We start from the raw sequence: 24650 nt of genomic DNA, 5'->3' as shown, positions 1-24650 counted from the left end.
CGCACCCTTCGTCTTGGCTTTTGAGGAAACGTCCATGAAACTACGCTTTGCAACCGTCGCTCTTCTCGCAGGAACCGTGGCTCTGGCTGCGTGCAAGAAGGAGCCGCCGGAATCGCTTCCGCCCGAGCCGGCCCCGACGACCTCCGCCCCGACGCCGACCGGCCCGACCGGGCCCGTCCTGGGCACGCAGGAGCATTTCGAGAATGCGGTGAACGGTCAGAACGTGATCTACTTCGATACCGACCGCTACAACGTCGACAGTGCGGACATGGCCGCGCTGCAGACGCAGGCGCAGTACCTGGCGCAGTATCCGAACATCACGATCACGGTCGAAGGCCATGCCGACGAACGCGGTACGCGCGAATACAACCTCGCGCTGGGTGAGCGGCGCGCCAACGCGGCGAAAAACTACCTCGTCAGCCTGGGCGTGGCGACCAATCGCATCCGCACGGTCAGCTACGGCAAGGAACGCCCGGTCGCGCTCGGCTCGAACGAAGCGGCGTGGGCGCAGAACCGCCGTGCGGTGAGCGTAGTCGTCAACTGATGAAACGTGGCGCGCCCCCGTATCGCCGGGGGCGCGCCGATTTCGATCACTCGATCGCGGTACCGATGGTGAGCGGCGCGATCTGCGCCGTGGGCGTGAGGCCATCGATCATGCCGCCCTGTCCCGCGACGAGCGCGAACAACGCCAGCGTCAGCGTGCACACCGTCGCGGAAAATGTAAGCTGTCTGCTCATCTCATGTTCTTTCGGCAATTCCGTCGCACGGTCCATACAGCACAAACATGAACGCTATGTTGCAGTGCAACATTTCTGACCGAACCTTTGTCGCGCGCCTTTCCAGCGCGGGCAACGATCCCTAGACTAGGGCCGATGTCAGCCGGACCAACGACTTTACGAGGCTTCGCGTGAGCCGCGCCCGCCGATCGCTTGACTGGGGCTTTCCCCGCTGGCGCAGCTACGGCACGTCGCGTGAAGCGGTGACCGTGCGCCTGTGCGACCGGCACGGGTGCGAGGAAGCCGGCGACTGCCCGGCGCCCAAGGCCCCCAACAGCCCCGACCGCTGGTATTTCTGCCAGCGCCACGCGGCCGAATACAATTCGAAGTGGGACTATTTCGAAGGCCTCGACAAGGCCGAGAAGGAAGCGCGCGCCAAGGCCGAGCGGGCGGAAAGCGCCGGCTATGCCGAGGCACAGCACTACGGTTGGACCGGCAGCGGCGACGGGTCACGCTCCGCCGACGAGATGCGCGCGCTCGACCTGCTCGGGCTGGAAAGCGATGCCGATTTCCCGGCGGTGAAGAAGGCCTACCGCAACCGCGCGAAGGAAGTGCATCCCGACGTCAAACCGGGCGACGCCGAGGCTGCAAGGCAGTTCCAGGCGCTGCAGGTAGCCTACGAGGTCCTCCGCCAGGCGGAAGAGCGGCGCGAGTGGAAGGGGTAGGGCGGTATACGCCTCTCCGTCATCCCGGCGACCGCTGGGATGATGGCTTAACTGCTCCGCCCTACGCCGCCGGAACCGTTAACCACCGCGCCAGCGCATCGGCCAGCCGATCCCCCAAGTCGGGACCCTGCTCAGGATAGAGGTAGGGCTCGATCAGTTCTGCCTCCATCACCGCGAGTTCGCCGCCGGGCAGCCGGACCATGTCGATCCGCGCATAGAGCAGGTCGGCGAAGGGCAGAGCGGCCATCACCGCTTCGGCGGTGGCGAGATCGGCGGGTGCCGGATCGTAGCCCGCCTCGTGCCCCCCGAAGATCGACTGGATGCGATACTCGCCCGTCGCGGCGCGCTTGTTGACTCCGTGCGAGAAGTGGCCGTCGACGAAGACGAAGGTGAACTCGCCCTCCTCGAGGATCGCGGGCAGGAAGGGCTGGATCATCGCCGCGCGGCCCATGCGCCAGCCTGCTTCGGGCAGCGTCCCACGTGTGAAGCTGTGCTGGCCTTCGCCGCCTGCGCCGACGCGGCGCTTCACCACCACGCGGTCGGCGCCGAAGTGCGCCATCGCCGCCTCGACCTCAGCCCGTCCGACGTCATCGTGCCACAGCGTCGGCACTGTCGCGGCGCTGCGGCCGGCGAGTTCCGCGAGATAGCTCTTGTCGATGTTCCAGCGCACCACGTCGGGCGGATTGCAGACCCGGATTCCGCGCGCGGTCAGCGCATCGAGCCGCGCGACGAATTCGGCCGCGCGGTCCTGGTAGTCCCAGGCGGTGCCGAGCAGCACGCAGCCGAGATCGGCGAACTGCTCCAGCGGCGCACGCCAGTCGATCTCGACCAGCTCCAGCCCGCGCGCGGCCAGCGCCGGGCGCAGTGCGGCGACTTCGAGATCGTGCTCGAAGGCGTCGCCGCGCCGCGGTCCGGCGTCCGGCAGCGTGCCGGCACAGGCGAGAAACCCGACCTTCATCCGCGCGTCAGACCTGTTCGAGCGCCTGCTCGAAATCGGAGATCAGATCGTCCGGATCTTCGATGCCGACCGAGATGCGCACCAGATTGTCGGTAATGCCAAGCGTCGCCCTGCGCGGCCCGGGCACGGAAAGGTGCGTCATCGAGGCGGGATGGCTCGCCAGCGTCTCCGTGCCGCCGAGGCTGACGGCGAGCTTGGCGACCTTGAGCGCGTCGAGGAAGCGGAAGCACTCGGCCTCGCCCCCTTTGATGAAGACCGAGAAAGTCGATCCCGCGCCGGTGCAGTGCCGATCGTAGATGTCCTTCTGCCGCGCATCCTCGATGAAGCCGAGATAGCCGAGCCGCTCGACCTTGGAATGGCCGCGCAGGTATTCGCAGACCTTGGCCGCGTTCTCGCCCGCACGCTGCATGCGAAGTTCGACCGTCTCCAGCGAGCGCAGCAGCATCCACGCGGTGTTCGGGTCGGCAATGCCGCCCATTGTGTTGCGGAGCGCGCGGACCGGATCCATCCACTTCTTGGCGCCGGCAACGCTGCCCGCGACGAGGTCCGAGTGACCGCCGACGTACTTGGTCAGCGAATAAGCGACGATGTCCGCCCCATTGTCGAGCGGGCGCTGCCACAGCGGGCCGAGGAAGGTGTTGTCGATCGCGATCGGCGTCACGTCCTTGTCGAGCGCCGCGTCGCGCGCGTCGCGCACCGCCTCCACATCGACCAGCGCATTGGTCGGATTGCCCGGGCTTTCGAGATAGATCATCGCGACCTTGCCGCCCTGCTCGTCGGCCTGCGCCTTGGCCTTGGCGATCACCGCGTCGAGCTCCTCGCGTGTCGCACCGGCGGGGAAGTCGACGTAAGTCACTCCGAACTTGGCCAGCACCTTGGCGACGAAGCCCTCGCTCGCGGCGTATAGCGGGCCCGAATGGACGATTACGTCGCCCGCCGAGACATAGGCGAGCATCAGGATGCAGATCGCGGTCATCCCGCTGGAGAACGACAGCGCGTCCTCCGCCCCGTCCCAGATGCTCAGCCGGTCCTCGAGGATCTCCTGGTTGGGTCCGTTGAAGCGCGAATAGACGAGGCCTTCCGCGCCGCCGGGGCGCAGACCGGTGATGCCTTCGAAGTGGCGCTTGCCGGCCGCCGCGTTCTCGAACGCGAAAGTGCTGGTGAGGAAGATCGGCGGCTTCAGCGAGCCTTCGGAGAGCGAGGGTTCGTAGCCGTGGCCCATCATCAGCGTGCTCGGCTTGAGCCGGCGCCCGTCGATCTTGGTCACTTCGGGCTTGGGATTGCGGCGCGGGGTCGGCTTGTCGGTGGAATCGATAGCGTCCGGCATGGAGGCGCTCCTTCCTTTGCATCACGCTCCCAGGAAGGCAGGAGCTCGGATGGCTGGCCGGCGGCGCCCGTTCCTAACCTCCGCAGGAACGCATCTCCGCCCGGTGCCGCGATGCCTTGCAATTATCGCCGTGCCGGCGGGTTTTCAACTCGTCCGAGCGTTCCTCCTCAGCCCGGCTCCACCGTGAACGAATCGATATGCCAGCGCAGTTGCTCCGCGGTCGCGCCGGGGACGTCGTTGACCCTGCGCAGCACGGTGGTGCCGGTCAGCTTGCCGCCCTTGCTGCCCGTGATCGTGGTCGGAACCTGGTAGTAGAGCGAGCCGGCGGCACCCTCCATTTGCCCCATGGGCACGGCAACGGTGATCTCGCCTAGGCCCTCGAACATCGCGGTGAAGTCGGCATGGCCGATCCTGTCCCGCGCCGCCTCTCCCAGCATGGCGTAGGCCTGGTCGAAATCCTCGAACTCGATCGCCCGCGCGAAGGCGAGCAGAACCTTCCGCGCGCCAGGCTCGCCCTTCTCGGCCTCCGGCACCAGCGGGGCCGCACCGACATCCGGCAGAACGGTCCCGGTTTCGCTCTCGCCGGGCGCATCGGTCGTCGGGGACGGAATGGGCGATTCCGGCGCTATGACCTCGCCCGCGGAGGTTTCGTTATCGCCGTTCGTCTGCCCGCATCCCGCAAGAGCGAGCACGATACCGGCAACGAGCATGACGGAATTGGGTTGCATGTGTCTCCCCAGAGGCTGCGTCTTCGACCAGCCGGAGGGTACACCAGGAGCCGCGCTACCGAAATGCCTGTCGCCACCCCGAACCGGCAGTTCAGGTGCCGCTAAACCACTTTGTGGCACGTCTCGGGGATGATCCGTGCTGCAATCGCCACCGCCCTTTTCGCCGCCGTTCCGCTGGCCGCGCTCTCCATTCCCGAACCCTCCGCCGCGCGATCGGCCCAGGAGCGTGCCTCGGAATGGCAGATCGGGCCGATCCTGCGCGGCCGGAGCCATTCGCCCGGCATGCCGCGCTACGCGACGTATGAGGGCGGCGAGACCTTCTTCGATATCCCCTGGCCGACGCCCCGCGAGGGGCACGTGCACTACGTGACGGTGCCGACCGGCTCGCTCGCCGGCGCGCGCCGAATCGTGCTGCGCTACCGCATCGAAGGCGAACGAGGAGTGCGTATCGTGCCGGAGGAGAGCCCGCAGAAGAAAGCGACACTGTCGCTCTATTTCCAGCGCGGCGGCGACAACTGGACGGCGAAGGGACGCTACGCGACCTATCGCTGGTATGCGCCGGCCGCGACCATGGGACCGCTCACGCCCGGCACGCACGAGGTCAGCGTGCCGCTCGATGCGAACTGGACCGCTGTGCAGGGCGCCAATCGGAACAGCGCGCCCGAAGCCTTCGCGCGGGCGCTGGAAGACGCCTCGCGCGTCGGGTTCGTCCTCGGGTCCAGCGGAGGGCGCGGCCACGGCGTATTCGCCACCGGGCCCGCGCGCTTCACGATTCTCGATTTCTGGGTTGAGTAGCGGCGAGGCGCCGGTTTATCTGGGCGCCAGCACCATCAGCATCTGGCGGCCTTCGAGACGCGGGTAGGCCTCGACCTTCGCGATCTCTTCGACGTCGTCCTGCACACGCCGCAGCAAGTCCATGCCGAGCTGCTGGTGCGCCATTTCGCGCCCGCGGAAGCGCAGGGTGACCTTCACCTTGTCGCCGTGCTCGATGAACTTGTTCACGTTGCGCATCTTCACGTCATAGTCGTGATCGTCGATGTTCGGACGCATCTTTATCTCTTTGATTTCCTGCGTCTTTTGCGTCTTGCGCGCGGCGTTTGCCTTCTTCTGCGCCTCGTAGCGGTACTTGCCGACGTCGAGGAACTTGCAGACCGGCGGATCGGCGTTGGGGGAAACCTCGACCAGGTTCAGGCCGACTTCGGCCGCCTGTTCGATCGCTTCGCGGGTGTACATCACGCCGAGGTTTTCGCCATTCTCATCGATGACGCGAACCTTGTCGGACTGGATCATGTTATCAAAGCGCGGGCCGCTCTTTACGGGCGGTTGCAATGTGCGCCGGGGGGGACGGGCTATGGGGCGGTCTCCTGTTTGCCGTTGTCAGTGGCGCCCCATGTAGGCGGAATCGCAGGGATTCGCTAGAGGCCCTGCGCGAGCGCCTCTCGTCTGCGTTCCGGTGTTTCCATTATGCCGCGGCACGCCACAGCGGGAACTGTGCGAGCTTCCCGGCCAGAGGCAGCACGGCGTCGATCCGCGCGGCGGGCTGCATCGCCTCCCGGATCACCGGGTCGGCCGCGTTCATCCCGCCGGTCAGTGCGCCGAAGGCCGGTAGGATCATGCGTCCGCCGCTTCCTTCGCCGCTCGCCACCACCGCGCAGGGGCGCCGGATGTGGCGCTCGCGCACGGTGACCTGGAGCCGCGGGTGATAGTGGCCCGACAGCTCGGGCCGCGTCTCTCCCGCACGAGCCTGGTGGCGCAGGACGATCCCGGCCAGCTCGAGTTCCTTGGCGATCGTCCCGCCGCTGCGCGCTTCCATCGCCGGATCATGGTTGCCGGTGATCCACACCCAGTCGGTCGCCCGCGTGAGCGCGGCGAGCATGCCCGCCGCATGATCCTCCAGCCGCGTGCTGCCGTGGCTGTCGTGGAAGTTGTCGCCCAGCGTGTAGACGCGCCGCGCCCCGGTCTCGCGGATTGCCAGCGCGACCCGCTCCAGCGTCTCGCGGCTGTCGTAGGGCGGCAGCATCTGCCCGTGGCGCGCGTAGAAGCTCGCCTTCTCGAGATGCAGGTCCGCGACCAGCAGCGCACGCTCGCGCGGCCAATAGAGCGCGCGGCCTTGCGTGAGGACGAACTCCTCGCCAGCGAACGAAAGGGGAACCATGGACCGCTCTTGCCGTAGGGGATCGGGGTTGGCAAGGGATTCGCACCATGACCGACTGGCAACCCCACACCGCCCGCGCGAAAAACTGGTTCGAGGACCTGCGCGACCGCATCTGCGGCGAGTTCGAAGCGATCGAGCGCGAGGCGGGCTCCGACGCGGCGTTCGAGTACATCCCGTGGCAGCGGGAGGAAGAGGGCAACGCGGAGCCCGGTGGCGGCGTCCGCGGAGTGATGAAGGGCAAGGTGTTCGAGAAGGTCGGGGTCAACGTCTCGACCGTCCACGGCCGCTTCGCGCCCGAGTTCGCCCGCACGATCCACGGCGCGGAGGAAAACCCGGAGTTCACCGCAACCGGCATCAGCCTCGTCGCCCACATGGCGAACCCGCACGTGCCGGCGGTGCACATGAACACGCGCTTCCTGACGACCGCAAAGGCCTGGTTCGGCGGCGGCGCGGACCTCAACCCGCCGATCCCCTACGACGACGACACCGAAGCATTCCACGCCGCCTTCCGCGCGGTCTGCGCGCGTCACAATCCGACCTACTACGAACGCTTCAAGAAGTGGGCCGACGACTATTTCTTCATTCCCCACCGCGGCGTCCACCGCGGGGTGGGCGGCATCTTCTACGATCACCTCGAATGCGCCGACGAAGCCGCGTGGGAGCGCAACTTTATCTTCACGCAGGACGTGGGCAGTGCCTTCCTCGAGGTGTTTCCGGCCATCGTCCGCCGCCGGATGGGTGCGGAGTTCACACCCGAGGACAAGCGTCGCCAGCTCGAATGGCGCGGCCGCTATGCCGAGTTCAACCTCGTCTACGACCGCGGCACGCTGTTCGGCCTCAAGACCGGGGGCAACATCGACGCCATTCTGATGAGCCTGCCGCCCGAAGCGGTGTGGAGCTGAACTTCAGTCCGGCGCTTGGCACCACCCGCCTGCGCCGATATGCGAACCTGATAACCGCAATCCGGGAGAGACCCATGCGCCCCATCGCCGCCGCGCTTTCGCTGCTTCTTGCCACCACTGCCTGCACGACGATGGAGGCGCAGCCGCCGGCCGCCCCGGCCGAGCGCATGGTCGCGCCGATCCTGACCACGCCCGACGCGGTGGACAGCGCGACCTTCGCGCAGCCGCAGGTCGCACGGGTGACCCATGTGGCGCTCGATCTCGCGCTCGATTTCGAACGTGACAGCGTCGGCGGCACGGCCACGCTCGACATCCTCGCGCGGCCCGATGCCTCGCAGATCGTGCTCGACAGCGACGGGCTGCAGGTCAGCCGCGTCACCGACGCGCGCGGCAATGAGCTGGACTTCGAAGTCGGCGAGCGCGTGGAAGGCAAGGGCGCGCCGCTGACGATCACGATCGGGAACGCGCGCCGGGTCACGATCGCCTACACCGCGAACCCGCAGGCGAGCGCGCTCCAGTGGCTCGATCCCGAGCAGACCGCGGGCGGCGAGCATCCGTTCCTGTTCAGCCAGGGCCAGGCAATTCACAACCGGAGCTGGATTCCGACGCAGGACAGCCCGGGTATCCGCCAGACCTGGGAAGCGCGGATCACTGCGCCGAAGCCGCTCGACGTGGTCATGTCGGGCATTCTCCAGGGCGAGCCGCAAGACCTCGGTAACGGCCGCCGCGCGTTCCGCTTCCTGATGGACAAGCCAGTCGCGCCTTACCTGATCGCCATTGCCGCAGGCGACATCGACTTCCGCGCGATCGGCCCGCGTACCGGCGTCTGGGCCGAGCCGGAAGTGCTCGACCGCGCGCATTGGGAAGTCGCCGACACCGAGGATATGGTGGAGGAAGCCGAGGCGCTCTACGGCCCCTACCGCTGGGGCCGCTACGATATGATCGTCCTGCCGCCGGCCTTCCCCTTCGGCGGGATGGAAAATCCGGTCATGACTTTCCTTACGCCGACCTTCATCGCCGGGGACCGCAGCCTGACGGGCCTCGTCGCACACGAGCTGGCCCATTCGTGGTCGGGCAATCTCGTCACCAACGCGGTCTGGGCCGACAGCTGGCTCAACGAAGGGGTGACCTCCTATTTCGAGAACCGCATCATCGAGGAGATCTACGGCGAGAAGCGCGCCGAGCAGGAAGCCGCGCTGAGCTTCGCCGCGATCGAGGAGACGCTGGCCGAAGTCGGCGCCGATGCCCCGGGCACGGCGCTGCACCAGCCCGACGGCACCGACAGCGCGGGCAGCGCGATCGTCTACGACAAGGGCGCGGCCTTCCTGCGCACGCTCGAGCGCGAGGTCGGGCGCGAGCGCTTCGATGCCTGGCTGCGCCAGTGGTTCGACAACCACGCCTTCGAGCCGGCGACCTCGGCGATGATCCACGAGGACATGCGCAAGAATCTCGCCGGCAGTGAGCCTGAGGCCGAGCGGTTGCGGCTGCGCGAATGGATTTACGAGCCGGGTCTGCCCGCCAATGTCGCGCGGCCCGATCCGGCGGCGTTCGCGACGGTCGACGCGGCCGCGGCCGCCTATGGCGCGAACCGCGCGATTCCGACGGCGGGCGTGTGGCGCGGATGGAGCTCGGCCGAGCGGCAGCGCTTCCTGCAGAAGCTGCCGCAGCAACTTTCAGCGGAAGAGCTCGCGCAGCTCGACCGGCAGCTCGGGCTCTCGGGCACGGGCAACAACGAGGAGCTGTTCCTGTGGCTCGAACTGGCGCTTGCCAACCGTTACGAGCCCGCGGTGCCCAAGGCCGAGGCGTTTCTCGCCGAAGTCGGCCGCGCCAAGTTCGTCCGCCCCCTCTTCGCCACGCTGATGGAGGAAGGCGAATGGGGCCAGCCGATCGCCCAGCGCATCTACGCCAAGACCCGCCCCAGCTATCACGCCGTGACCCGCGGGAGCGTGGACAAGGTGGTCGGCTGGAAGGAGTGACGGCCAAATTCGGTGCCGTCACCCATTTCCCGTCACTCAGCGTGCGCTGGAATGATGGCGGAGGATGATGGCGGAGGATTACGGGAGAGGGTGGCGGGGCATCAGGACCGCACCCCTCGTCAGGCGATCCACAGCCTCAGGATCCAAGCCACCACGCCGAGCATCGCCACGCTGGCGATCCAGATCGCGGCGAGCCAGGCGAGTCGCTGCCACAGCGGCCGCCGATCGGCGCTGCGACCGATCTCGTCCATCAGTGGTAACCTTCGTGGCCGACCTTGCCGCGGAAGACCCAGTAGGCCCAGCCGGTGTAGGCGATGATCAGTGGCATTGTGATGCCGACCCCGATCAGCATGAAAATCTGGCTGCTCTCGGGCGCGGCCGCGTCCCAGATCGTCACCTGATTGGGCACAATATAGGGGAACATCGATACGCCGAGCCCCGCCATGCCGAGGAAGAACAACGCCAGCGAGAGCCAGAACGGCGCGGCTTCCCAGCCTTTCGCCAGGCCGCGGAACAGCAGGAAGGCGATGATCGCGGTCAGCAGCGGGACGTTGGCGGCGAACAGCACGCTCGGCATCGAAAACCAGCGGTCGAAATACTGCCCCTCGAGGAATACGGTATAGACACTGACCGCCGCCAGCAGCGCCAGCGTGGCGATTGCGGCGCGGACGGCCATCCGCCGGGCATGGTCCTGCGCCGGCCCCTCGAGCTTCCAGATCAGCCAGGTGCTGCCGAGCAGCGCATAGCCGGCGACCGTGCCGAGGCCGGTCAGCAACGTATAGGGCGTCAGCCAATCCCACCAGCTTCCGGCATAGGCGCGGCCCGCCACATCGACCCCCTGCAGCAGCGCGCCGAGCACCATGCCCTGGCTCAGCGCGGCGACGAACGAGCCGACCGTGAAGGCGAGATCCCACAGCGGGCGATGCGCGGGATCGCGCCAGCGGAACTCGAACGCCACGCCGCGGAACACGAGGCCCAGAAGCATCGCGATGATCAGCGGGTAGGTCGCAGGAAGGACGATCGCGTAAGCGAGGGGAAAGGCCGCCATCAACCCGCCGCCGCCGAGCACCAGCCAGGTCTCGTTCCCGTCCCACACCGGCGCGATCGAGTTCATCGCGCTGTCGCGCTCCTCGCCGACGCTGAAGCTCGGGAAGAGGATGCCGATGCCGAGATCGAATCCATCCATCACGACGTAGGCGAACACCGCGAAGGCGATGATGAAGGCCCAGATGAGCGAGAGATCGATCATGCCTCGTCCTGTCCGTCCGGAATGGTCTCACGCCGCCCCGGATTCTGCGTCGGCCCCGGGGTGATGCCGGAAGTGCGGATCGGCCCTTTCTCCCCGTGTTTGACCCCGCGTTCGCCAGGCATCGGCGACTTGCTCATCAGCCTGAGGATATACCAGGTGCCAGCCCCGAACACCGCGAAGTAGACGACGATGAACGCGACGAGCGAGGTCGCCACGGCCGGCGCGTCGAGCGGGCTGGCGCTGTCGGCGGTGCGCAGCAGACCGTAGATCGTCCACGGCTGGCGCCCGACCTCGGTGGTGATCCATCCGGCGAGCACCGCGGCGAAGCCCGACGGGCCCATGACCAACGCCGCGCGGTGAAGCCAGCGCCAGTCGTAGAGCTTGCGGCGCGCCCGCGCGAGCAGGCTCCACATACCGATCCCGAGCATCGCCAGCCCGATCCCGACCATTACCCGGAACGACCAGAACACGACGCCGACCGGCGGCCGGTCCTCCTCGGGGATCGTGTCGAGCCCGGCGAGGGGGGCGTTCAGGTCATGCTTGAGGATCAGCGAGGAGGCCTTGGGAATCTCGACCGCGTAGTGGACAGTCTCCTCCTCGCTGTCGGGGATGCCGAACAGGATCAGCGGCGCGCCATCGGGGTGGCTTTCGAAATGCCCCTCCATCGCCATGACCTTGGCCGGCTGATGCTCGAGCGTGTTGAGCCCATGCAGATCGCCTGCGAGGATCTGGATCGGCGCAACGATCGCGGCCATCCACATCGCCATCGAGAACATCGTCCGCGCGTGGGGATTGGTGCGGTCCTTGAGCAGATGCCAGGCGCCGACCCCGCCCACGACGAAGGCCGTGGTCAGGTAGGCCGCGATCACCGTGTGTACGAGGCGGTAGGGGAAGCTCGGGTTGAAGACGATGTCCCACCAGCTCTCGCCCGGCAGGAACTGGCCGTTGGCCCCCATCACGAACCCGGTCGGCGTCTGCATCCACGAGTTGACGCTGAGGATCCAGAAGGCCGAGACGAAGGTGCCGAGCGCGACCATGCAGGTCGCCGCGAAGTGCAGCTTGCGCCCGACCTTCTCCATCCCGAACAGCATGACGCCGAGGAACCCCGCCTCGAGGAAGAAGGCGGTCAGCACTTCGTAGGCCATCAGCGGCCCGATCACCGGCCCGGCGCGGTCCGAGAAGACCGCCCAGTTCGTCCCGAACTGGTAGGACAGCACGATGCCGGAGACGACGCCCATTGCGAAAGTGACGGCGAAGATCTTCAGCCAGTACTTGAACAGGTCGTGGTAGCGCTGCTCGCCCGTCTTGAGCCACAGCCCCTCCAGCACCGCGAGATAGCTCGCGAGCCCGATTGAGAAAGCCGGAAAAAAGAAGTGGAAGCTCACCGTAAAGGCGAACTGGATCCGCGCGAGGAGGATGGCGTCGAGGTCCTGCAACATCGCGGCTGAGAGCCTAGCCGAGATCTACCGCGCCGTATATCGCCATTCGGGGAAACAGCAGTTGCGCGCGGTGCAAGTTTCCCAAACTTCGCGAAAACACTTGCGGCGACACGCGTAATCCTCACATCGTCGCTGCGATGCTGCGCCAGTACGAACTTGTGGAACGGGTCAAGGAGTACGACCCCGACGCCGACGAGGCGTTGCTCAACCGCGCCTATGTCTACACCGTGCAGAAGCACGGCACACAGAAGCGGGCCAGCGGCGATCCCTATTTCAGCCATCCGGTCGAGGTCGCCGGGTTGATGACCGATCTCCAGCTCGATCAGGAGACGATCGTCACCGCTTTGCTCCACGACACGGTGGAGGATACGCTGGCGACGATCGAGGACGTCGAGGAACATTTCGGCCCCGATGTCGCGCGGCTGGTCGACGGCGTCACCAAGCTATCCAAGATCGAGGCGATGCCCGAGAACGAGCGCGCGGCCGAGAACCTGCGCAAGTTCCTGCTGGCGATGAGCGAGGACATCCGCGTGCTGCTGGTCAAGCTCGGCGACCGGCTGCACAACATGCGCACGCTCCATTTTATCAAAAGTCCGGAGAAGCGCCGCCGAATCGCGCGCGAGACGATGGATATCTACGCTCCGCTGGCGGAGCGGGTGGGCATGTACGAATACATGCGCGAAATGCAGCTCCTTGCCTTCGAGCAGCTCGAGCCCGAAGCCTACCGGACGATCACCGGTCGGCTGGAGGAGATCCGCAAGCAGGGCGGCGGGCAGGTCGATGCGATCGCGCTGGCGATCAAGCAGGCGCTTGCCGAAGCCGGGCTCAAGGTCGAAGTCTCGGGCCGGGAGAAGCATCCCTATTCGATCTGGCGCAAGATGGCCGAGCGCCACATGCCGTTCGAGCAGGTGAGCGACATCATGGCCTTCCGCGTGATCTGCGAGAGCGAGGCGGACTGCTACGCCGCGATCGGCGTGCTCCACACGACCTGGCAGTTCATTCCCGGCCGGTTCAAGGACTACATCTCGACGCCCAAGACCAACGGCTACCGCTCGATCCACACCTCGCTGATCTACGAGAACTCGATGCGCGTGGAAGTGCAGATCCGCACGCGCGAGATGCACCGCACCAACGAGTTCGGCCTCGCCGCGCACTGGGCCTACAAGCAGGCGGACCGGCCCGACGGGCAAGTCGGCTGGCTGCGCGACCTGATCGAGATCGTCGACGCCAGCCACGACGCCGAGGAACTGCTCGAGCATACGCGCATGGCGATCTATCAGGATCGCATCTTCGCGTTCACGCCCAAGGGTTCGCTGTTCCAGCTTCCGATCGGCGCGACCCCGGTCGACTTCGCCTTCGCGGTCCACACGGATCTCGGCGCGCAGACAGTCGGCGCCAAGATCAACGGCCGGCACGTGCCGCTGCGCACGCAACTCGAGAACGGCGACGTGGTCGAGATCATCAAGAGCAAGAATGCCGAGCCGCAACTCTCGTGGCTCGGCTTCGTCGTCACCGGCAAGGCGCGCGCAGCGGTCCGCCGCGCCGTGCGCCTCAAGGAACGGGCCGAAGTGGCCGAGATCGGCCGCAAGCTGTTCGACGAGATCGCGGCGCGCGTTCCGGCCAAGATCGGCAAGAAGGCGATCCGCGATGCCGTCGCCCGGCTGGAGCTGGAGGACGAGGAAGACCTGATGTACGCGATCGGCGCGGCCAAGGTCGACGATCGTGAGGTAATGGAGGCGCTCGTGCCCGGCTCCACCGCCCAGATCGCGGATGCCGAGTGGCCGGCGAGGGAGCGGGTCATCTCCATCCGCGGCCTCACCCCCGGCGTCGGCTTCCAGCTTGCCAAGTGCTGCCATCCGGTTCCGGGCGACCGCATCGTCGGCCTGCGCAAGCCGGGCGAAGGGGTGGAGGTTCACGCGATCGACTGCTTCGAGTTGGCGAGCGGAATCGATTCGGACTGGCTCGACCTGTCATGGGGCAAGCGCTCGCAGGGTGCGGTCGGGCGGCTGCGGGTGATCCTCTACGACCGGCCCGGGACGCTGGCGGACATGGCGGCGATCTTCGCGCAGAACCTCGCCAACGTCGTCGCGCTCGACCAGACGCAGCGCGACAGCCCGTTCCAGACCTACGAGCTCGATCTCGAGGTGCACGACCTTGCGCACCTTACCCGCATCATCAGCGCGCTGCGCGCCAGCGACGCCGTCGCCCAGGCGGAGCGGATCTGATGGGACACGTGATCGGCATCGACCACGTGCAGGTCTCCATGCCGGCGGGGGAGGAGCCTGTGGCACGCACCTTCTACGCCGGCGTGCTCGGCCTGGAGGAAGTGCCCAAGCCCGCGTATCTCGCGGCGAGCGGGGGCTGCTGGTTCGTGGGCGGCGGCGCGAACATCCATCTCGGAGTCGAGCGCGAGTTCCGCCCGGCCCGCAAGGCGCATCCGGCGTTGCTGGTGGACGATCTCGAGCGCTTTGCCGCCCGGCTCGAAGCGGCCGGGGTGTCTTTCGCGCCGGGCAAGCCGCTCGAGGGCTACGTCCGCGGCGACATCGCCGATCCATTCGGCAACCGCATCGAACTGATGCAGCGGCTCTAGCGGGCCTCCGCCACCCGCCGCACCGGCACCGGAATATTGCAGATGTCCGCGCCGCCCGCGGGCACGATGAAGAACGGATCGCGCCGGTTGGCGCGGGCGTCCGCGTAGCGCGCGAAAGTTTCGCCCTCGGTCGAAAGATACTCGAACCGTGGCCGCTCGCCTTCCGGCAAGTCGCCCGCGACGCGGATCGAGACGATCGGCACGTTCTGCGCCGGATCCTCGTAGAAGCCGAGTGGCCCGGTGCCGCGGGGCAGGCTGGAGAGGTGCTCGATCCCCTCCACCACGCGCCCGACGAGCGCGATATTGCGGTCGAGATGGCGCGGCGCATGGCCGACCACTGTGTAGAGCTCCGCGCCCGATCCCGTGTCGGGCGACATCCCGCGCCCGACCCCGACCATGCCGTAGCAGTGGACGGGCCAGGCGTTGCCGGCATTCCAGGCGATCGGCCAGCCTGCGAAGAAGCCGTGGTGCGGCGCATAGGATTCGGTAGCAGTCTTGAGCCAGGTCGTCTCACTCCTGCGCCGCTTGGACAGATACTCCGTCTCGCTGGTGGAGGACAAACCCTTGGGCAAGGGCTTCGCTCTGGCTTCGTCCTCCCCGTTCGGATCGCCCCACTGGACGACGTAGTTGTCCTGCACGCGGGTCACGGCGATACCGTCGTACCACTCAGCGCGGGCGAGGGTGCGGATGTTCTCCACCCACCCCTGGCTGAAGGGCGGTGGCATGAGTTGAATGACGACCTCCCGCGGATCGCCGTCCGCCTTGGGCGCGAGCGTCATCACCAGCAGGTCTTCGGGCGCGATGGCGATCCACTCCGACGCCGATGCCGCGGCGATGATGTCGCCAGGGCTGGGCGGCGCGTCGGTCTCGTTCTGCGCGGCTGCGGGAAGGGCGAGTGCGAGCGCGGCGGCGCCGAGCGCGATGGCGGTGGTCCTCATCGGGCGAGCTTGCCAGCCGCCGGCCCCAAGCAAAAGCCCCTTTCCACGCGTTTTGGGGGGCGGAAAGGGGCTCCTGGGGGCAGCGTTCGCAGGGAATGCCGATCCGCGCAGCGCCGCCACCTGCATCCTGCTTACCACAACTCCGCGCCGCCCGGGAGCGCTTTTGACGCGGCATGCCACATCCGCTCCGCCCCGTGCGACGCCTACGTCTTGCGCCCGCCCCGATCCCCCGCTAGGTGCGCGCGTCTGCCAAGAACAGGCATACGGAGCGGTGGCCGAGTGGTCGAAGGCGCACGCCTGGAAAGTGTGTATACGGCAACCCCGTATCGAGGGTTCGAATCCCTCCCGCTCCGCCACCCATTTTGCGGCACAGCTGCTTCGGCTTCCTGAAAGCTTCAGCCAACGTCGCGATCGTACCGACCGAGCTGCGTTACTCGTTCCCCGCCGACGCGGGGCGTCCGAGGAGCAGGCGGGCCTGTGTGCCCCAGCCGCCGATGAAGAGGTCGTCCGCGCCGTCGCTGTTCACGTCGCCTACGGCCATGCTCCAGCTTCGGCCGACGGTCGTGCCCGGGATGGTCGCGGCCGTGGCGTCGTGGAACCGGCCCTCGCCGTCATTGGCGTAGGCGCGCACCTGGAGGGGATCGAAGCCGGGGACCGCAATGGCGCCGACGATCAGGTCGGAATGGCCGTCGCCGTTGAAGTCCATGACGGCGCCGCCCCAGCTCGAGAAGCGATTGGGCGGCAGGCGCTCTGTCGTCTCATCGGCGAAGCGCCCGGATTCGTCCTGCACCAGCAGCCGCGCCTGCGGGTCTTTCTCCCACTCTCCGGCATTGCTGGTGAGATTGAGCAGCAGGATGTCCGGCCGTCCGTCGCCGTTGGCATCGAACACGTGGACCTCGCGCGTCTCGAGCGGCGTGACCTGGTCGAGCCGGGCCGATGCTTCGGCGAAGCGGCCGGTGCCGTCGTTGACGAGCAGCCGCGTCGGGGGCGCTTCGGTCGCAACCGCCATGTCGAGATCGCCGTCGCCGTCGAGATCGGCGAGAGCGATGCCCTGCGCCCGGTTGCCGATCGCCGGCAAGTGCGTTGCGGTGCGATCCTCGAACCGGCCCGGACGATCGGGATCGTTCAGCCACAGGAAGTTCCGGCCGCCTTCCTCCTCGCCCGAATTGCCGACGACGATGTCGGGCAGGCCGTCGCCGTTGACATCGCCCACCGCGAGGCCGTTGCCCTCGCTCTTCGCCGGTAGCCGATCGCTCGCATCCACGAAGCGCCCGTCGCCGCTGCCGAGGAACAACTGGTGCGTGCGGTCGTCCTCGGCGACGAAAACGACGTCCATATGGCCGTCGCGGTCGAAGTCGGCCGCGCGCACGTGTTCGGTGTCGTGCGGACGCTGGCCGAAGGCGCCTTGGGCCCAGGCGAAGCGGCCGTGTCCATCGTTGAGGTAGAGCCGGTTGACGTCGCCCTCGACCGCGAGCGCCGCATCGAGATCGCCGTCGCCGTCGAAGTCGGCGAGCGCGATGTCGAGCGCATGCAGGTCGGGCGCCTGCGGCAGATGGGTCGCGGTTACGTCGCGCAAAGCGGTGGGCAGGCGGTCCGCCGGCTCCTGTGCCTGGCACGCGCCGGCGGCCAGGAGCGGGGCGGCCCACAGAAGCGGACGATGGCGGCCGTTTGCCCGTGAGCCCATGACACGTCCGCCGCTAGATCGCGCCGACCTTCAATTGCTTGACCGCGTAGTCGGCCGCACGCGCGGTCATCGCCATGAAGGTCAGCGAGGGGTTCACGCAAGAGATCGAGGCCATCTGCGCGCCGTCGGTCACGAAAAGGTTGGCCGCGTCGTGCGCCTGGCTCCACTTGTTGAGGACCGACTGGCGCGGATCGGCGCCCATACGCGCGCCGCCCATTTCGTGGATCGCATCGCCGGGAACGTGCTCGCGCCGGTTGCTCTTCACATTGGTCAAGCCCGCGGCGCGCAGCATCCTCTCGCCCTCGGTCCGCGCGTCGCTCATCATCTTGAGCTCGTTGTCGCGGAAGGTCACGTTGAAGCGCATCAGGGGTATCCCGAAGCGGTCGACCTTGTCCGGGTGGAGCGCGACGTGGTTGTCTTCGTAGGGCAGGCATTCACCGAACGCGCCCATGCCGAACCTCCACGGCCCATAGCCGCGCATGCCGTGTTTCATCGAAGCACCGAACCCTTCGGGCGGCAGCGGGCTGCGATAGGCGCTGCCCTGGTAGCCGTAGCCGCGCAGGAAGCCGATGCCCTCCTCGCCGCCGACGTTGCGGAAGCGGGGGATGTAGACCCCGCCCGGGCGCCGGCCGTATTCGATATATTCGGTCATGCCCGGGATATCGCCCGAGATGTCGACCCGGAAGATGTGGTCCATCACGTAGCGGCCGAGGGTGCCGCTGTTGTCGAAATGACTGCGGCCGGTCCCGGGGATCCGCGAGTTCATCAGAATCTGCGTTGAGGCCATCGCCGAGGCGCAGAGGAAGACCAGCCGCGCGGGGATGATCTCCGCCTGCTTCGTCTTCGCATCGACCACGCGCACGCCGGTGACGCGCTTGGTCGCGGGATCGTATTCGAGATTGCTGACCACCGCGTCCGACCGCAGCGTCAGCAGCCCGGTCGCGCGCGCCGCGGGAAGCGTCACCGCCTGGGTCGAGAAATAGGCCCCGAACGAGCAGCCGCGGCCGCACTGGGCCCGGAACTGGCACTTGCTGCGGCCCTGCTCCGGCTTGTCTTCGGTCATGTTGGAGAGGCGCGTGTGGATCAGCTTGCGCCCCGGCGAGGACGCCTCGAGCCGTTCCTTCACCCACTTTTCCGCGACATTCATCGGGATCGGCGGCTGGAACTGGCTGTCGGGCAGTTGCGGCAGGTTCTCGCGCGAGCCCGAGACGCCGACGTAGTTCTCGACATAGTCGTACCAGGGCGCGAGGTCGTCATAGCCGATCGGCCATTCGCCGCCGATGTTCTCGCGCTTGTTCGCCTCGAAGTCCTCGGGTCCCCAGCGGAACGACCAGCGGCCCCAGATAAGAGACTTGCCGCCGACCGCGCCGGGGCGGATCCAGTAGAACTTCTCGCCCTCGTCGTAGGCGTAGGGGTTGAGGCGGTCGTTGTTGTAGAACTTCTGGTTGCTGGGCGAGACATAGCCGTGCGTGGCGATGAAGTAGTCGCTCTTCACCAGCGGCCTGGGCATCATGTTGCGGGCCGGAATCTCGTAGGGAGGGGCGCCGTCGTAGGTATAGTCCGCGCCATGCTCGACCATCACGCCGCGGTCGAGCATCAGCACGCGCAGCCCTTTCTCGGTGAGCTCCTTCGCGGCCCAGCCGCCGCTGACGCCCGAGCCGATGACGATTGCGTCGAATTGGTCCGTCGCTGCCATGAGAAATGTTCCTTGCGTAATCGGTTCAGGCGCCGAGGCGGCTCAGCGTGGTGAAACTGGTGGTGATGTCCGGCAGGTAGGGCGCCGGCGACTGATCGTTCTCGACGTAGAGATGCTGGACGCCCGCGACCTCGTTCAGCGTGAAGATGTCGGCAAAGTCGATCACGCCCTTGCCGACGCTGGTCATCGCGCCGTCGGCAGTCATGTCCTTCACGTGATAGGCGTAGATCCGGCCCGGAAGGCGGCGGATCAGTTCCTTCGCGTCCTGTCCGGCCTTGATCGCCCAGAACAGGTCGAGCTCGATGCCGAGGAGTTCGGGATCGCCCTCCGCAACGAGAACGTCGAACAGAGTCCGATCGCCGTCCTTGTGCGTGAACTCGAAGTCGTGGTTGTGGTAGGCGAAACCCAGGCCCACCGCCTTGAGCCGCTCGGCAAAGCGGTTGAAGTCGGCGACTGCGCCGCGCCAGGCGGCGGCTTCGAGGAACTTCTCCTCCATCCACGGCACGATGATCGTGTCGGCGCCCAGTGTGCGGGCCATGGCCACCGTTTCATCGAACTTGCCCGCGAGCGCATCGTAGCCGACGTGGATCGAGGGGGCAGTGAGGCCGAGCCGGTCCATCGCCTTGCGCAGCGCCGCGTGGTCCATCGCCTCGTACCCGCCGCCGCCATATTCGACCTCGCGGTAGCCGATCGCGGCCACCTTCTCGAGCGTGCCGATCGGATCGGGCGCGAACAACTCGCGCACGGTGTAGAGCTGGAGGCCGATCTTCCGTCCCGCCGGGGCGCCCCGGGCGACGAGTGGGCCGGCGGCGAAGGCGGCTGCGAGAGCCGCGCTGCCGGCGAGCATCTGCCGTCTGCTCGCCCTCATGACGAAAAGACCTTGGTGACGTTGGCGTAAGGGTAGGCGCCGTCGTACTTGCCCGGGACGGGGAGGTATTCACGCTCCTGCGTGATGCCGATCTCCGACGTGTAGTAGCCGGTGATCACGAGCTGGCGGAACTTGTCGAAGAAGTCCGCACCGCCGGGAAGCTGATCGTTCATCGCCAGCGTCAGCAAGGCGTCCTGCTGCTCGGGCGTCGCGTCCGCAGCGGCGACCTTGTAGTCGCGCCGGCTGCGCGTCTCGATCGCGCCGAGCCCTGCGAGGATCGGCTGCTTGTCCTCCGGCCGGGCCCAGTCGGCGAGCAGCTTCTCGATGAACTGCGGCACTTCCGCCGCGATCGCGCCCGGCGTGTCGGTGGTGGGGATCACCCGCTCGCTCAGCGCGCTCACCAGCGCGCGCTGTCCGGCGGTGAAGACCTCGCTACTCGGAGGGCCGGTGTCGATCACTGCGACCTGGACCGAGGCCGCGCGCGCGATGGGCGCGAACAGGGTGGCGCCGAACATGGCGACGATGCCCGCAAGGGCGTCTCTGCGATCGATCACTGGTGGTCTCCCATCGCGTCATGGCTCAGCGCCGCCTCGGGCAGCGGCCGGACCCAGATATTGCGGAACGATACCGGCGAATCGTGATCCTGAAGCTGGATCGGCGCGGCATCGGCATGCGCTTCGTACTTTCCGACATCGCGCCATATGGTTGAGCCGAGGAACGGCTGGCGGTTCTGCACCAGCACGCCGTTCAGGAACACCGTGACGTAGGCGGGCCGCTCGACCGACCCGTCGGCGGCGAAGCGCGGCCGTTCGAAGACGATGTCGTAGCTCTGCCATTCGCCCGGCTTGCGCGAGGCGTTCACCAGCGGCGGCTTCCATCCGTAGATCGCGCCCACCGTGCCGTCGGCATAAGTCGGGTTGTCATAGCCGTCGAGGATCTGGACCTCGTAGCGTTCCATGAACCACACGCCGCTGTTGCCCCGGTCCTGCGAGTTCTTCTGCGGAGGGTTGGGGGAGCGGAATTCGAGGTGGAGCTGAACGTCGCCGAAGCTCTGCTTGCTGACGAGCGTGCTCGCCTCCTCCCCCTCTTCGCGTGCGGGCACGGTCATCACGCCGTTTGCGAGATGCCACGGTTGGCCGGTCGGCTCCCACGCGTCGAGCGAGCTGCCGTCGAACAGCACAATCGCGTCGGACGGCGGCGCGCCCGGCGTGGCGCCCGGCGTCACGACGTCGGGGTGGGGCCGGTCGGCGTCATGCACCTTCCACTTGCCGTCGGGCAGCAGCGGCGTGTCGCGAAAGCCCGGTTTGTCCTGCGCCATGACGGCGCCTCCCGCCAATGTCGCGACAGCGATCGCCGTCGCCATATTGAAATGCCTCACTCGTTTCCTCCTCATGCCGCGTCGATCGCTCGGTAGGCGGCGACCAGCCGCTCCTCCCCCGCGCGGCCTTCGATCGAATTGCCGTGTTCCATGCCAATCACGCCCGCGAACCTCTTCGCGCGCAGCCAGCGGACGACGTTGCGATAGTTGATCTCGCCGGTGCCGGGCTCGTTGCGCCCCGGATTGTCGCCGAACTGAATGTAGGCGATCTCGTCCCAGCAGGTCGCCATCGTGTTGATCAGATTCCCGGCTTGGATCTGCTCGTGGTAGAGATCGGCGAGGACCTTCACTGCCGGGCTATCCGTGCCTCTGGCGACGGCGAAGCCCTGCGGAATGGTCCGCAGGAACACGCCCGGGTGGTTCACCAGCGTGTTCAGTGGCTCCATCACCATGACGAGCCCGTGCGGCTCGACGATCTCGGCCGCGCGGCGCATGGTGTCGACGATCCGGCCGGTCTGAATCTCCACCGGCAGCTTGCGTTCGAGGAAGCCGGGGACGACCGTCATCCACTTCGCATTGAGCCGCTTCGCAACATCTACCGACACGCGGATGTCGGCGAGGAAGGCCTGCCGGTCGCTATCGTCGTCGGCGCCGAGGACCGGGCGGAAATCGCTCCACCGGGGCATGCTCGCGACGAACACGCCCATGGTCATGCCGCGCTGCTGCAGCGCGCGCGCCATAGCGGTCTGTTCGGCGACCGAACGGCCCGCCGCCTCGTTGTCTTCCCAGGCGGTGAAGCCCATATCGGCCGCATAGGCGATCTGCTCGAGCCGGTTGCCGCGGCTCTTGAAGCTCCCTTCATGCGGCGCGTAGCCGAGCGAGAACCGAGCAGCGTTTTGCGCCGAGGCGCCACTGCCCATTGTTGCCGCGGCCGCGGCCGTGGCTGCACTACCGACCAGCACCGTGCGGCGCGACAGGCTCACGCCGCCTCACCCGCGAGCATGGCCCGCGACTTGCCGCGCTCGCGCAGCCAGATGAAGCCGAACACCGCCAGGAGGATCACCGGCAGGATCGCCAGCCGCTGGAACGAGACCGATGCCGCCGCGTCCTCCACCGCGAGCTTCGCCGCGCCGGTCAGCCGCGCGAAAGCCTCGGGGCCGCCAGCGAATTCGATCTTGGCCTCGTCGAACATCGCGCCCAGCCGGGGGAGGACGAAGAAGCTGGCGAGGGCACCCGCGGATCCGACCAGCCCGAGGGCCCACGATCCCCCGCGCGGATAACGCTCGGCGACCGAGGCGAGCATCGTCGGCCACATCACGCACACGCCCAGCCCCCATACGGTCGAGGCGAGGATCGCCGCGGCCGGCGACTGCGCCTGGCTCAGCATGAACAGCCCGATCGCGGCGAGCAGACTGGATACCCAGAGCAGGCCCGGATTGGAGATCTTGTTGGCCAGCCGGCCGGCGAAATGGCGGAACACGAACATCAACGCATTGACGTAAACCAGCAGCAGGATGCCGCGCATGCCGACGCGGTTCGAAAGGGCGACGTCGATCCACTGGCCGGGCGCGAGCTCGGACGCGGCGGTCAGGAACATAGCGCCGAACCAGATGAAGAAGCTGGGGCGGCGGAACACCTCGCTCACCATCTCACCGAACGTCACGCCGCTTTCACTGCGCAGCGGAGGCGGGAAAGTCGTGGTCGCCGCGATCGCGACGGTTGCCACCGCCGGGATCATCACCAGCGCCATGATGCCTTGCCACGGCAGGGTGGCGGAGAGAAAGAATCCAGCCAGCCCGCCGACGATGATCCCGCCGGGAAACCAGGCATGCAGCACGTTGAGTCGGTGCGTCGTGTCTTCGGGATAAAGCTGCGCCGTCAGTGGGTTGATCGCCGCCTCGGTCAGCCCCCAGCCGATGCCGCTGAGGAGCATGCCAAGCCAGACCAGAGTATAGACGGTCATGCCGGTCGCGATATCGCCGGCAGTGATGATCAGCAGCGGGCCGACGAGGAAGCACAAGCCTGCACCCAGCAGGCACCCCTTCATCCCGATCTGGTCCAGCAGGGCGCTCGCGACGAACAGGGTGATCGCGAAGCTGAGGAACGCCGCGCCCAGGGCGGCGGCGAGCAGTTCGCCCGCCTGCAGCGGAGCGATGGGATCGATCCACTCGGCCTTGAGCCCGCTGGCGATCGCGCCGCGGATCGCGAGGCTCGATGCGGCAGTGAACAGGGCGAGGACGCCCAGCCAGAACAGCCTTCCCTTATTCAACGTCGCGGCCATCTGGCGCTCCCTCCCTTTCTTCTTTTATCGTTCCGGACGTGCGGCCGGGTGCTCAATCCAGTCCCAACAGCGCGCGATTGAGCGCGGGATCGCTGCCTGCGGCGAAATCGTCGAACGCGCGTTCGGGCTGGCGGATCATGTGCGCGGCGATGAACGGCGCGCCTTCGCGGGCGCCGTCCTCGGGGTGCTTCAGGCAGCACTCCCATTCCAGCACCGCCCAGCCGTCATAGCCGTACTGCGTCAGCTTCGAGAAAATGCCCGAGAAATCCACCTGCCCGTCGCCGAGCGAGCGGAAGCGGCCCGGTCGGTTCACCCAGTCCTGGTAGCCCCCATAGACGCCCGAGCGCCCGTTCGGATTGAGTTCGGCATCCTTGACGTGGAACATCCGGATGCGCTCGTGATAGATGTCGATGAACTCGAGATAATCGAGCGCCTGCAGCACGTAATGACTGGGATCGTAGAGAATGTTGGCGCGCGGGTGGTTGTCCACCGCCGCGAGGAAGCGTTCGAACGTGACGCCATCGTGCAGGTCCTCGCCGGGATGGATCTCGTAGGCGAGATCGACGCCCTCTTCCTCGAACGCATCGAGGATCGGCCGCCAGCGCTTGGCGAGTTCGGCGAATGCCTCTTCGACCAACCCCGCGGGGCGCTGCGGCCAGGGATAGAGATAGGGCCAGGCCAGCGCGCCCGAGAACGTCGCGTGCGCCTTGAGCCCCAGCCGCCGGCTCGCCTTGGCCGCGAGATGGAGTTGTTCGACCGCCCATGCTTGCCGTTCCGCCGGCTTCCCTCGCACCGCCTCGGGCGCGAAGCCATCGAATGCCACGTCATAGGCCGGATGAACCGCGACCAGTTGGCCTTGCAGATGAGTCGAGAGTTCCGTGATCTCGACCCCCGCCTCCCGGCAGGTGCCGGCGAGTTCGTCGCAGTAGTCCTGGCTTTCGGCTGCCAGGCGCAAGTCGATGCAGCGGCTGTCGGTGGTCGGAACCTGAATGCCGACATAGCCAGCTTCGGCCATCCAGCGGGCGGCGGAAGGCAGTGTGTCGAACGGCGCGGAGTCGCTCATGAACTGCGCGAGAAAAACTGCCGGGCCCTTCATGCCG

Annotated in this window: 25 protein-coding genes and 1 tRNA gene; 8 read left to right on the top strand and 18 right to left on the bottom strand. The window is 67.2% G+C overall.

The features are described 5' to 3' along the window. The first annotated feature begins 34 nt into the window (after positions 1 to 34). Positions 35 to 544, top strand: coding sequence for a peptidoglycan-associated lipoprotein Pal (gene pal / locus AC3A5N_RS03335; RefSeq protein ID WP_487735882.1), 510 nt, complete (start codon positions 35 to 37; stop codon positions 542 to 544). A 46-nt stretch (positions 545 to 590) separates the two neighbouring features. Here pal and AC3A5N_RS03330 read toward each other — a convergent pair whose 3' ends face one another. After that, entirely contained in the window at positions 591 to 737 is a 147-nt protein-coding gene (locus AC3A5N_RS03330) for a hypothetical protein (protein WP_487735881.1), read from the bottom strand. 170 nt (positions 738 to 907) lie between these two features. Between AC3A5N_RS03330 and AC3A5N_RS03325 the strand changes: the two genes are divergently transcribed. After that, positions 908 to 1441, top strand: coding sequence for a J domain-containing protein (locus AC3A5N_RS03325; protein ID WP_487735880.1), 534 nt, complete (start codon positions 908 to 910; stop codon positions 1439 to 1441). Between the two features lie 61 nt (positions 1442 to 1502). Here AC3A5N_RS03325 and AC3A5N_RS03320 read toward each other — a convergent pair whose 3' ends face one another. The 3 genes from AC3A5N_RS03320 to AC3A5N_RS03310 all read right to left on the bottom strand — a co-directional run bounded on the left by AC3A5N_RS03320 (position 1503) and on the right by AC3A5N_RS03310 (position 4454). After that, a complete protein-coding gene (locus AC3A5N_RS03320; protein ID WP_487735879.1) occupies positions 1503 to 2399 on the bottom strand; it encodes an ATP-grasp domain-containing protein in 897 nt (298 codons plus the stop codon). A gap of 7 nt (positions 2400 to 2406) precedes the next feature. Continuing rightward, positions 2407 to 3726, bottom strand: a complete 1320-nt coding sequence (locus AC3A5N_RS03315) for a cystathionine gamma-synthase family protein (protein WP_487735878.1) — start codon at positions 3724 to 3726, stop codon at positions 2407 to 2409. A gap of 167 nt (positions 3727 to 3893) precedes the next feature. Next, positions 3894 to 4454 carry a hypothetical protein gene (locus tag AC3A5N_RS03310; RefSeq protein WP_487735877.1) on the bottom strand — a complete coding sequence of 187 codons (561 nt, stop codon included), beginning with the start codon at positions 4452 to 4454 and terminating at the stop codon, positions 3894 to 3896. A gap of 129 nt (positions 4455 to 4583) precedes the next feature. On the opposite strand from AC3A5N_RS03310, the gene AC3A5N_RS03305 reads away from it, so the two are divergent. Then, a complete protein-coding gene (locus AC3A5N_RS03305) occupies positions 4584 to 5249 on the top strand; it encodes a hypothetical protein (RefSeq protein WP_487735876.1) in 666 nt (221 codons plus the stop codon). Positions 5250 to 5264: 15 nt separating this feature from the next. On the opposite strand, the gene infC is transcribed toward AC3A5N_RS03305, so the two are convergent. Both infC and pdeM read right to left on the bottom strand, forming a co-directional pair. Beyond that, positions 5265 to 5744 carry a translation initiation factor IF-3 gene (gene infC, locus AC3A5N_RS03300; RefSeq protein ID WP_487735875.1) on the bottom strand — a complete coding sequence of 160 codons (480 nt, stop codon included), beginning with the start codon at positions 5742 to 5744 and terminating at the stop codon, positions 5265 to 5267. Positions 5745 to 5916: 172 nt separating this feature from the next. After that, positions 5917 to 6609, bottom strand: a complete 693-nt coding sequence (gene pdeM, locus AC3A5N_RS03295) for a ligase-associated DNA damage response endonuclease PdeM (RefSeq protein WP_487735874.1) — start codon at positions 6607 to 6609, stop codon at positions 5917 to 5919. Positions 6610 to 6656: 47 nt separating this feature from the next. Here pdeM and hemF point away from each other — a divergent pair, with 47 nt between their 5' ends. Both hemF and AC3A5N_RS03285 read left to right on the top strand, forming a co-directional pair. After that, on the top strand, positions 6657 to 7511 hold the full coding sequence (hemF, locus tag AC3A5N_RS03290; RefSeq protein ID WP_487735873.1) for an oxygen-dependent coproporphyrinogen oxidase: 855 nt from the start codon (positions 6657 to 6659) through the stop codon (positions 7509 to 7511). 74 nt (positions 7512 to 7585) lie between these two features. Continuing rightward, entirely contained in the window at positions 7586 to 9487 is a 1902-nt protein-coding gene (locus AC3A5N_RS03285; RefSeq protein ID WP_487735872.1) for a M1 family metallopeptidase, read from the top strand. A 119-nt stretch (positions 9488 to 9606) separates the two neighbouring features. Here AC3A5N_RS03285 and AC3A5N_RS03280 read toward each other — a convergent pair whose 3' ends face one another. Genes AC3A5N_RS03280 through AC3A5N_RS03270 form a run of 3 tightly spaced genes read right to left on the bottom strand, consistent with a single transcriptional unit; the run spans position 9607 to position 12175 of the window. Next, positions 9607 to 9738, bottom strand: a complete 132-nt coding sequence (locus AC3A5N_RS03280; RefSeq protein ID WP_487735871.1) for a DUF2474 domain-containing protein — start codon at positions 9736 to 9738, stop codon at positions 9607 to 9609. Continuing rightward, positions 9738 to 10736: a cytochrome d ubiquinol oxidase subunit II gene (gene cydB / locus AC3A5N_RS03275; protein WP_487735870.1), complete on the bottom strand. Its 999-nt coding sequence runs from the start codon at positions 10734 to 10736 to the stop codon at positions 9738 to 9740. Before cydB ends, AC3A5N_RS03280 begins: the two co-directional genes overlap by 1 nt. After that, positions 10733 to 12175, bottom strand: a complete 1443-nt coding sequence (locus AC3A5N_RS03270) for a cytochrome ubiquinol oxidase subunit I (protein ID WP_487735869.1) — start codon at positions 12173 to 12175, stop codon at positions 10733 to 10735. Before AC3A5N_RS03270 ends, cydB begins: the two co-directional genes overlap by 4 nt. 137 nt (positions 12176 to 12312) lie before the next feature. Here AC3A5N_RS03270 and AC3A5N_RS03265 point away from each other — a divergent pair, with 137 nt between their 5' ends. Next, entirely contained in the window at positions 12313 to 14400 is a 2088-nt protein-coding gene (locus tag AC3A5N_RS03265) for a RelA/SpoT family protein (RefSeq protein WP_487735868.1), read from the top strand. Further along, on the top strand, positions 14400 to 14765 hold the full coding sequence (locus AC3A5N_RS03260; protein WP_487735867.1) for a VOC family protein: 366 nt from the start codon (positions 14400 to 14402) through the stop codon (positions 14763 to 14765). Before AC3A5N_RS03265 ends, AC3A5N_RS03260 begins: the two co-directional genes overlap by 1 nt. On the opposite strand, the gene AC3A5N_RS03255 is transcribed toward AC3A5N_RS03260, so the two are convergent. After that, positions 14762 to 15703 (bottom strand): peptidylprolyl isomerase, encoded by a 942-nt coding sequence (locus AC3A5N_RS03255; RefSeq protein ID WP_487735866.1) that lies wholly within the window; start codon positions 15701 to 15703, stop codon positions 14762 to 14764. The genes AC3A5N_RS03260 and AC3A5N_RS03255 overlap by 4 nt on opposite strands. Before the next feature lie 265 nt (positions 15704 to 15968). On the opposite strand from AC3A5N_RS03255, the gene AC3A5N_RS03250 reads away from it, so the two are divergent. Beyond that, positions 15969 to 16059 (top strand) — tRNA-Ser (locus AC3A5N_RS03250). Positions 16060 to 16133: 74 nt separating this feature from the next. Here AC3A5N_RS03250 and AC3A5N_RS03245 read toward each other — a convergent pair. Genes AC3A5N_RS03245 through AC3A5N_RS03210 form a run of 8 tightly spaced genes read right to left on the bottom strand, consistent with a single transcriptional unit; the run spans position 16134 to position 24646 of the window. Next, positions 16134 to 17387 carry an FG-GAP repeat domain-containing protein gene (locus AC3A5N_RS03245; RefSeq protein WP_487735865.1) on the bottom strand — a complete coding sequence of 418 codons (1254 nt, stop codon included), beginning with the start codon at positions 17385 to 17387 and terminating at the stop codon, positions 16134 to 16136. 13 nt (positions 17388 to 17400) lie between these two features. Then, positions 17401 to 19083 carry a GMC family oxidoreductase gene (locus tag AC3A5N_RS03240; protein WP_487735864.1) on the bottom strand — a complete coding sequence of 561 codons (1683 nt, stop codon included), beginning with the start codon at positions 19081 to 19083 and terminating at the stop codon, positions 17401 to 17403. Positions 19084 to 19108: 25 nt separating this feature from the next. After that, complete coding sequence (locus AC3A5N_RS03235) at positions 19109 to 19951, bottom strand: sugar phosphate isomerase/epimerase family protein (protein WP_487735863.1); 843 nt, start codon at positions 19949 to 19951, stop codon at positions 19109 to 19111. Then, positions 19948 to 20505: a gluconate 2-dehydrogenase subunit 3 family protein gene (locus AC3A5N_RS03230; RefSeq protein ID WP_487735862.1), complete on the bottom strand. Its 558-nt coding sequence runs from the start codon at positions 20503 to 20505 to the stop codon at positions 19948 to 19950. Before AC3A5N_RS03230 ends, AC3A5N_RS03235 begins: the two co-directional genes overlap by 4 nt. Further along, entirely contained in the window at positions 20502 to 21329 is an 828-nt protein-coding gene (locus tag AC3A5N_RS03225) for a 3-keto-disaccharide hydrolase (protein WP_487735861.1), read from the bottom strand. Before AC3A5N_RS03225 ends, AC3A5N_RS03230 begins: the two co-directional genes overlap by 4 nt. 11 nt (positions 21330 to 21340) lie before the next feature. Beyond that, a complete protein-coding gene (locus AC3A5N_RS03220; RefSeq protein WP_487735860.1) occupies positions 21341 to 22252 on the bottom strand; it encodes a hydroxypyruvate isomerase family protein in 912 nt (303 codons plus the stop codon). Further along, on the bottom strand, positions 22249 to 23550 hold the full coding sequence (locus AC3A5N_RS03215; protein ID WP_487735859.1) for an MFS transporter: 1302 nt from the start codon (positions 23548 to 23550) through the stop codon (positions 22249 to 22251). The genes AC3A5N_RS03220 and AC3A5N_RS03215 overlap by 4 nt, the downstream gene beginning before the upstream one ends. Before the next feature lie 52 nt (positions 23551 to 23602). Beyond that, entirely contained in the window at positions 23603 to 24646 is a 1044-nt protein-coding gene (locus AC3A5N_RS03210; protein WP_487735858.1) for a sugar phosphate isomerase/epimerase family protein, read from the bottom strand. Between the last annotated feature and the right edge of the window lie 4 nt (positions 24647 to 24650).

This window comes from Pelagerythrobacter sp. Soil_C_18 (assembly GCF_057657235.1).
The sequence above is the reverse complement of the archived record's forward strand: the minus strand, read 5'-3'. Positions and strand labels throughout refer to the sequence as shown.

Bases quoted from the DNA above. Each gene is read 5' to 3' on its own strand.
- pal (WP_487735882.1), top strand. From the start codon at position 35: ATGAAACTACGCTTTGCAACCGTCGCTCTTCTCGCAGGAACCGTGGCT.
- AC3A5N_RS03330 (WP_487735881.1), bottom strand. From the start codon at position 737: ATGAGCAGACAGCTTACATTTTCCGCGACGGTGTGCACGCTGACGCTG.
- AC3A5N_RS03320 (WP_487735879.1), bottom strand. From the start codon at position 2,399: ATGAAGGTCGGGTTTCTCGCCTGTGCCGGCACGCTGCCGGACGCCGGA.
- AC3A5N_RS03315 (WP_487735878.1), bottom strand. From the start codon at position 3,726: ATGCCGGACGCTATCGATTCCACCGACAAGCCGACCCCGCGCCGCAAT.
- AC3A5N_RS03310 (WP_487735877.1), bottom strand. From the start codon at position 4,454: ATGCAACCCAATTCCGTCATGCTCGTTGCCGGTATCGTGCTCGCTCTT.
- AC3A5N_RS03305 (WP_487735876.1), top strand. From the start codon at position 4,584: ATGATCCGTGCTGCAATCGCCACCGCCCTTTTCGCCGCCGTTCCGCTG.
- infC (WP_487735875.1), bottom strand. From the start codon at position 5,744: ATGATCCAGTCCGACAAGGTTCGCGTCATCGATGAGAATGGCGAAAAC.
- pdeM (WP_487735874.1), bottom strand. From the start codon at position 6,609: ATGGTTCCCCTTTCGTTCGCTGGCGAGGAGTTCGTCCTCACGCAAGGC.
- hemF (WP_487735873.1), top strand. From the start codon at position 6,657: ATGACCGACTGGCAACCCCACACCGCCCGCGCGAAAAACTGGTTCGAG.
- AC3A5N_RS03285 (WP_487735872.1), top strand. From the start codon at position 7,586: ATGCGCCCCATCGCCGCCGCGCTTTCGCTGCTTCTTGCCACCACTGCC.
- AC3A5N_RS03280 (WP_487735871.1), bottom strand. From the start codon at position 9,738: ATGGACGAGATCGGTCGCAGCGCCGATCGGCGGCCGCTGTGGCAGCGA.
- cydB (WP_487735870.1), bottom strand. From the start codon at position 10,736: ATGATCGATCTCTCGCTCATCTGGGCCTTCATCATCGCCTTCGCGGTG.
- AC3A5N_RS03270 (WP_487735869.1), bottom strand. From the start codon at position 12,175: ATGTTGCAGGACCTCGACGCCATCCTCCTCGCGCGGATCCAGTTCGCC.
- AC3A5N_RS03265 (WP_487735868.1), top strand. From the start codon at position 12,313: ATGCTGCGCCAGTACGAACTTGTGGAACGGGTCAAGGAGTACGACCCC.
- AC3A5N_RS03260 (WP_487735867.1), top strand. From the start codon at position 14,400: ATGGGACACGTGATCGGCATCGACCACGTGCAGGTCTCCATGCCGGCG.
- AC3A5N_RS03255 (WP_487735866.1), bottom strand. From the start codon at position 15,703: ATGAGGACCACCGCCATCGCGCTCGGCGCCGCCGCGCTCGCACTCGCC.
- AC3A5N_RS03245 (WP_487735865.1), bottom strand. From the start codon at position 17,387: ATGGGCTCACGGGCAAACGGCCGCCATCGTCCGCTTCTGTGGGCCGCC.
- AC3A5N_RS03240 (WP_487735864.1), bottom strand. From the start codon at position 19,083: ATGGCAGCGACGGACCAATTCGACGCAATCGTCATCGGCTCGGGCGTC.
- AC3A5N_RS03235 (WP_487735863.1), bottom strand. From the start codon at position 19,951: ATGAGGGCGAGCAGACGGCAGATGCTCGCCGGCAGCGCGGCTCTCGCA.
- AC3A5N_RS03215 (WP_487735859.1), bottom strand. From the start codon at position 23,550: ATGGCCGCGACGTTGAATAAGGGAAGGCTGTTCTGGCTGGGCGTCCTC.
- AC3A5N_RS03210 (WP_487735858.1), bottom strand. From the start codon at position 24,646: ATGAAGGGCCCGGCAGTTTTTCTCGCGCAGTTCATGAGCGACTCCGCG.